We start from the raw sequence: 6,001 nt of genomic DNA, 5'->3' as shown, positions 1-6,001 counted from the left end.
TGTCGGGCTGTTTCCGGCGTGGCCGCGGTCCGGGGGGGGGGGGGGGTGCCCGGGGTCCCGGCCCCCCCCCCCCCTCCCGTCGTCCTGCCCGCGTTCAGGCGCGGTCCGCGAGGAACAGGCCGCGGCCCGACTGGATCCCCTCCACATAGGCGACCTTCAACCCGGCCCGGGTGAACGCGTCCTCGTACGCGGCCCGGGTGAACAGCGTCAGCGTGTGGTCCTCCGCGAAGTGCCGCACACCGCTGTCGGGATCGGCCACCACGTAGTGCACGACCATGTGCGAGGTGTGCCCCCGGCGCTCCGTGTGGGAGACGCGGGTCAGCGTCCGCCGGCCCACGGTCACGGTGTCCCCGCTCACATGGCGGTCGAGGGCCGTCTCCAGGAACCACCAGGGGTCCACCGCCACGACACCGTGCGGGGTCAGGTGCTCGGCGAACGACCTCAGGGTCGCGGTGAGTTCGGCGGTGTCCTTCAGATAGGCGATCGAGCCGAACATGCAGGTGATCGCGTCGTAGGAGCGCCCCAGGGAGAGATCGCGCATGTCGCCGCCGTGCAGGACGGCGGCGGGTACCGCGGTGCGGGCCATCGACAGCATCGCGTCGGACAGTTCGAGCCCCTCGACCTTGTCGAAGAGCTGGGCGAAGTGCCGCAGATGCGCGCCGGTGCCGCAGGCGACGTCCAGGAGCGAGGCCGCCGCGGGGTTGCGGGCCCGTACGAGCCCCGCGACGGTGGCGGCCTCCACCCGGTAGTCCTTGCCGCGCGACTCGTGCAGCAGCTCGTAGATCTCGGCCATCCCGGGTCCGTACATGGCGACTCCCCTCCTCAGCTGGAACTGTTGGAACTGCTCGAACTGCTGGAATTTCCGGCACCGGTGGCACCTGTGGCAGCGGCCTCGCCGCTGAATCCGCCTGCGTGCTCCGCCGCCCAGCTCGCGAACGTGCGTGCCTGACGGCCGGTGACCCGGCGCACCGCATCGGTCACCGGGCCGGGGGTGACGGCCGACTCGGCGAGGTAGTCGAGCAGCATCTCGACGACCGGCGGCGGCATGACGGCGCTCATCGCCGCCCGCCCGGCCTCCCGGCTCAGCTCCTCGAAGCGGATGTCCCGGCCGGTCGCCGCCGCGATCGCGGCCACCTGCTCGACCTGGGTCAGCGCCTGAGGCCCCGTCACCAGGTACTGGGCGCCCGCGTGGCCGTCCTCCAGCAGCGCGGTCGCCACGACCGCCGCGATGTCGGCCTCGTGGACGATCGCGCGGGCGGCCTTGCCGTAGGGCGCGCGTACGACGTTCTCCGTACGGATCGAGTCGCCCCACTTCCAGAGGGTGTTGCCGGCGAACTCGTCGGGGCGTACGAAGGTCCAGTCCGCCCCGCTGTCCTCGACGGCCCGTTCCACCGCGCGGTGGTGCTGGTGGCTGGGGTTGGACTCGTCGTCGAGCACCGAGCTGGACGACAGGACGACGATGTGCCGGACCCCCGCCTTGCGGGCGAGCGCCGCGACCTCCTGGGCGGTCTCCGGTACCGGGAAGAGGTACATCCGGTCGACGCCCTCCAGGGCGGCGGGCAGGGTCTGCGGCTGCTCCAGATCGCCCCGGACGACCTCGACGCCGGCCGGCAGCGCGGCGGTCGCGGGAGTCCGGGTGAGCGCCCGCACGTGGTGCCCGGAAGCCGCCAGGCTCTGGGCGACATGGCGTCCCACCTTGCCCGTGGCACCGGTCAACAGGATGTTCAAGGCCCCTCCTCGGCGTACGAAACGGTGCTCTCCCCGGCGTGAGGCGCTGCGGGGGAGGCGGTTCCAGGGGCCCAGGCTGTCGTGCGGGGCTAGAGGACTCCGTGAGCCCCGATGGACTTCGGCGCACCCCGGCGGGGTGCCGGGCGGCGTCCGGCGCCGCTCCAGCGGGACTTGAGCGGTCCTGCAGCCGTTCTCAGGCGGGTCAGGGGCAGTCTGGCGTGACATCGTCCGCGAGACTGTGAGGAATCGCCATGTCAATGGCCGAGCGCAAGGCCCTGTGTCTGGAAATGGTCGCCGCCTGGAACCGGTGGGACCTGAGCGGGATCATCAAGCACTGGTCGCCGGACATCGTGCACTACTCCGAGGACAACGAGGTGAGTTCCGCCGACATGATCAAGCTCATGGAGGGCGGGCTGCAGGCGTTCCCCGATCTCCAGCTCGAAGTGAAGAGCATCATGGCGGAGGAGGACCGGGTCACCCTGCGCATCACCGTGACCGCGACCCACTCGCACGAGTTCATGGGCGTGCCGCCGACCGGCGAGCGCGTCAGCTGGCACCTGGTGGAGGAACTGCGCTTCGAGGACGCCAAGGTCGTCGAACACTGGGACGTCATCAACATGCGCCCGCTCCTGATCAAACTGGGCAAACTGCCGGACGTCCCGAAGGTGGAACTGGAAACCAGCGCCTGACCTGGCCGGACGGTCAGCCGCGGGTCCGCGGTCCGCGGGGCGGGCGGTCGGGCGGACCGTCGGCCGGTCGGTCGGTCAGCCATCGGTCCGTCGATCGGGCGGCTGGTTGACCGGACGTCTGGCCTCTGACCGACCGACCGACCGACCTACCGACCGGCCGGCCGTTCGTCGACCAGTCGGCCGCGGGTCGGCGGTGCGTAGGCCTGTGGGTCGGTGGCTGCCGACCGCGGACCAGTCGGCCGTCACTTCACCGGCTGCCGGTCCACCGGTCCACCGGTCCATCAGTCCACCGGTCCACGGGCAGGGGGTTCGGCCGACACCCGTGGGTCTGCGGGCCCGCGGGGTCCGTGGACCGGCCCCCGGTCAACCGGTTGTCCGTAATCCGGTCGTGGGTCCGGCGGCCTGTCTGCCGGCGGTCCGCCGCTCAGCCGACGCCCGCGGGCCGCAGGTCGTGACCGAGCGGCCGAGGAGTCATCGGCCGCGGGTGAGCAGGCCGGCAGACAGGACGCCGGCAGACAGGCCAGCTGCCAACTGCCGCGGGTCCGGCGTCTGTCGTACCCGTGGACAGCCGGACAGCCGGACAGCCGGTCAGCCGGTCAGCCGGTCAGCCCGGCCGCAGGTCCTCCGGTCCTCCGGTCCTCCGGTCCTCCGGTCGGGCGTGCCGGCCGCCACCGGGCCCGCCGGGCCGCGGCCCCCTGCCGCGCCCCGCGGCTCACTAGGCTGACGTCCAGGCAGGCGGCGTACAGAGAACGCCGCACCAGACGGAACGGGGTGACGATGTCGGCGACGCGGTTGCTGGTCCTCGGGGTGGTACGCGGGTTCGGCAGGACGCATGGTTACCGGGTGCGGGCCGAGTTGCTGTCCTGGGGGATCGACGACTGGGCCAACGTCAAACCCGGTTCGATCTACCACGCGCTGCGGCAGCTCGCGAAGATCGGCCTGCTGGAGGCCAGCGAGATCGTCCACTGGCCGGGGCGGGTGGACTACAGCGTGACCCCCGAGGGCGACGAGGAGTTCTTCCGGCTGCTGGTCGACGCCCTGGAACGGCCCGAGCGCCGCGCCGACATGCTCAGCGCCGGCCTCGCCCTGATGCCCGCCCTCTCCCGCGACCGCGCCGTGGCGGCCCTCTCCACCCGGCTGGCCGTCCTGGAGGCGCAACGGGCCGTCCTGCGCAAGGAGTCCGCCCCGGTCCACGCCGAGGGCCTGCCGGCGCATCTGGACGAGTTGTGGACCATGCGTACGCGCTACGCCGACCTGGGCGTCGAGTGGACCCGGGACCTGCTGGAACGGGTCAGGTCCGGCGAGTACGAGATGGCCGGCGAGTACGGGCCCACCTTCGGGACGCCGGGATCGTGGCGCGCCCTCATCGGCCCCGGGACGACGGGCCGTTGACGGACGACCGTCTCCGCACGACCTACTAATCAAACTTGCATAGTGGGTCGCTCGTGCTCTAGCTTGGAGCAGTAATCAAATTTGATTACTGCTCTGCGTGTCGTTCGCTTCCTGCCATGGCGCACAGCCTCTCGTGGCGCATCAGGACCAAGGAGTCACAGATTGAGTTCGCAATCCACACTTGCCATCGAGACGTCGGGACTCGTCAAGACCTTCGGTGAGACCCGGGCCGTCGACGGTGTCGACCTGGCCATCCCTCAAGGCGTCGTCTACGGCGTGCTGGGCCCCAACGGCGCGGGCAAGACGACGACGATCCGGATGCTGTCCACCCTGCTGACCCCCGACGGCGGCACCGCCCGGGTCCTCGGGCACGACGTGGTCAAGGAGGCCGGGGCGGTACGCAGCCGGGTCAGCCTCACCGGCCAGTTCGCCTCCATCGACGAGGACCTCACCGCCACCGAGAACCTCACCCTGCTCGCCCGCCTCCTGGGCTTCTCCCGGTCCCAGGCCGCCGCGCGGGCCGAGGAACTGCTCGCGGCCTTCGACCTCACGGAAGCCGCCGGACGCCAGTCCAAGACCTTCTCCGGAGGCATGCGGCGCCGCCTCGACATCGCCGCCAGTCTCGTCATCACCCCCGACCTGCTCTTCCTGGACGAGCCGACCACCGGACTCGACCCGCGCAGCCGCAACCAGGTGTGGGACAGCGTGCGGGCCATGGTGGCGCTCGGCACCACGATCCTGCTGACCACGCAGTACCTGGACGAGGCCGACCAGCTCGCCGATCGGATCGCCGTCATCGACCACGGCCGGGTCATCGCCGAGGGCACCACCGGCGAGCTCAAGTCGTCCGTCGGCACCGGCGCCCTGCACGTACGGCTCGTCAACGCCGAGACCCGCCCCGAGGCGGCCCAGTTGCTCACCCGGGCCCTCGCCTCGCCGGTCTTCCAGGAGTCCGACCCGTTCGCGCTCTCGGTACGGACCGACGACAACGCGCGGGTCGCGGGCGCCCTCGCCGAACTCGCCCGCTCCGAGATCGCCGTCTCGGACTTCGCGTTCGGCAGGCCCAGCCTCGACGAGGTCTTCCTCGCCCTGACCGGGCGCCCCGCGGAAGACGGCACCACCGACCAGGAGGCAGCGGCATGACCCTCACATCCGAGACGACGGCCACTCCGGGCGTACCCAACGACGCCCTGCGCAAGGCCCTCACCAGTCAGATCCGCCCCTCCCGCCCCAACCCGCTGACCGCTGTACGGGTCTCCGCGTGGCGCACGATGCGGAAGATGAAGCACTACGGCGTGGCCGTGCTGTTCGACGTCACGCTGATGCCGATCATCTTCCTGCTGACCTTCACCTACCTCTTCGGCGGCGCGTTCGCCGGCTCGACCAAGGAGTACCTCCAGTACTTCCTGCCGGGCGTCCTCGTGCAGACCGTCATCATGCCGACCGTCTACACCGGAACCGCGCTCAACATGGACATCACCCGGGGAATCTACGACCGCTTCCGGACCCTGCCGTTCTGGCAGCCCGCCACGATCGTGGGCAGCCTCCTCGGCGACATCGTCCGCTACGTGCTGGCGCTGACCACCACGATGGGTGTCGGGCTCGCGCTGGGCTTCCGGCCCGACGGGGGAGTGGGCGGGGTGCTGGCCGCCATGCTGCTCCTGCTGGTCTTCGCGGTGAGCGTCAGCTGGATCTTCGCGGCGCTGGGTGTGGTCGCCAAGGCGCCCGAGACGGTGTCCGGGTCCAGCATGCTGGTGATGTTCCCGCTGGTCTTCACGAGCAACATCTTCGTGGAGCCGGAGACGATGCCGGGGTGGATGGAGGCGATCGTCAACGCGAATCCGGTCAGTAACGCGGCAACCGCTGTGCGCGGGCTGGTGCATGGGGATGCGAGCGGGACGGACATCGGGTGGGTGTTGCTCGCCAGCGGGGTCATTACGTTGATCTTCGCGCCGCTGACGATGCATCTGTATCGGGCCAAGAGCCGGACGTAGCTCCGCTTTGGGGCGGAGGCGTGTGCGTCGTGGCTGGTCGCGCAGTTCCCCGCGCCCCTGAAGGGCAAAGACGAAAGACTGCGCCGTTCCCCGCGCCGCTGGAAGTGGCCGGGGTCCTGAACGAGTCACGGCAGCCGGGCTGGTTGTCTCCCCCGTCGGCTGGGTCGTGCTGCCGTGACTCCCCCCCCCTTTAATACC

The 6,001-nt window shown here is 70.8% G+C and carries 6 protein-coding genes; 4 read left to right on the top strand and 2 right to left on the bottom strand.

Annotation, left to right across the window (positions count from 1 at the left end; genetic code table 11):
- Positions 1–94 precede the first annotated feature (94 nt).
- Together ACFVH5_RS43740 and ACFVH5_RS43735 are read right to left on the bottom strand one after the other, a co-directional pair.
- Positions 95–808, bottom strand: coding sequence for a class I SAM-dependent DNA methyltransferase (locus ACFVH5_RS43740; protein WP_385839266.1), 714 nt, complete (start codon positions 806–808; stop codon positions 95–97).
- 14 nt (positions 809–822) lie between these two features.
- Entirely contained in the window at positions 823–1,728 is a 906-nt protein-coding gene (locus tag ACFVH5_RS43735) for an NAD(P)H-binding protein (protein WP_385839265.1), read from the bottom strand.
- Positions 1,729–1,985: 257 nt separating this feature from the next.
- On the opposite strand from ACFVH5_RS43735, the gene ACFVH5_RS43730 reads away from it, so the two are divergent.
- The 4 genes from ACFVH5_RS43730 (at position 1,986) to ACFVH5_RS43715 (ending at position 5,803) form a co-directional block, all read left to right on the top strand.
- Positions 1,986–2,417, top strand: coding sequence for an ester cyclase (locus ACFVH5_RS43730; RefSeq protein WP_385839264.1), 432 nt, complete (start codon positions 1,986–1,988; stop codon positions 2,415–2,417).
- A gap of 777 nt (positions 2,418–3,194) precedes the next feature.
- Positions 3,195–3,809 (top strand): PadR family transcriptional regulator, encoded by a 615-nt coding sequence (locus tag ACFVH5_RS43725; RefSeq protein WP_385839263.1) that lies wholly within the window; start codon positions 3,195–3,197, stop codon positions 3,807–3,809.
- A gap of 162 nt (positions 3,810–3,971) precedes the next feature.
- On the top strand, positions 3,972–4,952 hold the full coding sequence (locus ACFVH5_RS43720) for an ATP-binding cassette domain-containing protein (RefSeq protein ID WP_385839262.1): 981 nt from the start codon (positions 3,972–3,974) through the stop codon (positions 4,950–4,952).
- Complete coding sequence (locus ACFVH5_RS43715) at positions 4,949–5,803, top strand: ABC transporter permease (protein WP_385839261.1); 855 nt, start codon at positions 4,949–4,951, stop codon at positions 5,801–5,803. The genes ACFVH5_RS43720 and ACFVH5_RS43715 overlap by 4 nt, the downstream gene beginning before the upstream one ends.
- Positions 5,804–6,001: the final 198 nt, after the last annotated feature.

The organism is Streptomyces sp. NPDC127119, assembly GCF_042677425.1.
Classification (GTDB): Bacteria; Actinomycetota; Actinomycetes; order Streptomycetales; family Streptomycetaceae; genus Streptomyces.
Note: the sequence above shows the minus strand (reverse complement) of the source record. Positions and strands in the feature narration are given on the sequence as shown.

Bases quoted from the DNA above. Each gene is read 5' to 3' on its own strand.
- ACFVH5_RS43715 (WP_385839261.1), top strand. From the start codon at position 4,949: ATGACCCTCACATCCGAGACGACGGCCACTCCGGGCGTACCCAACGAC.
- ACFVH5_RS43725 (WP_385839263.1), top strand. From the start codon at position 3,195: ATGTCGGCGACGCGGTTGCTGGTCCTCGGGGTGGTACGCGGGTTCGGC.
- ACFVH5_RS43730 (WP_385839264.1), top strand. From the start codon at position 1,986: ATGGCCGAGCGCAAGGCCCTGTGTCTGGAAATGGTCGCCGCCTGGAAC.
- ACFVH5_RS43740 (WP_385839266.1), bottom strand. From the start codon at position 808: ATGTACGGACCCGGGATGGCCGAGATCTACGAGCTGCTGCACGAGTCG.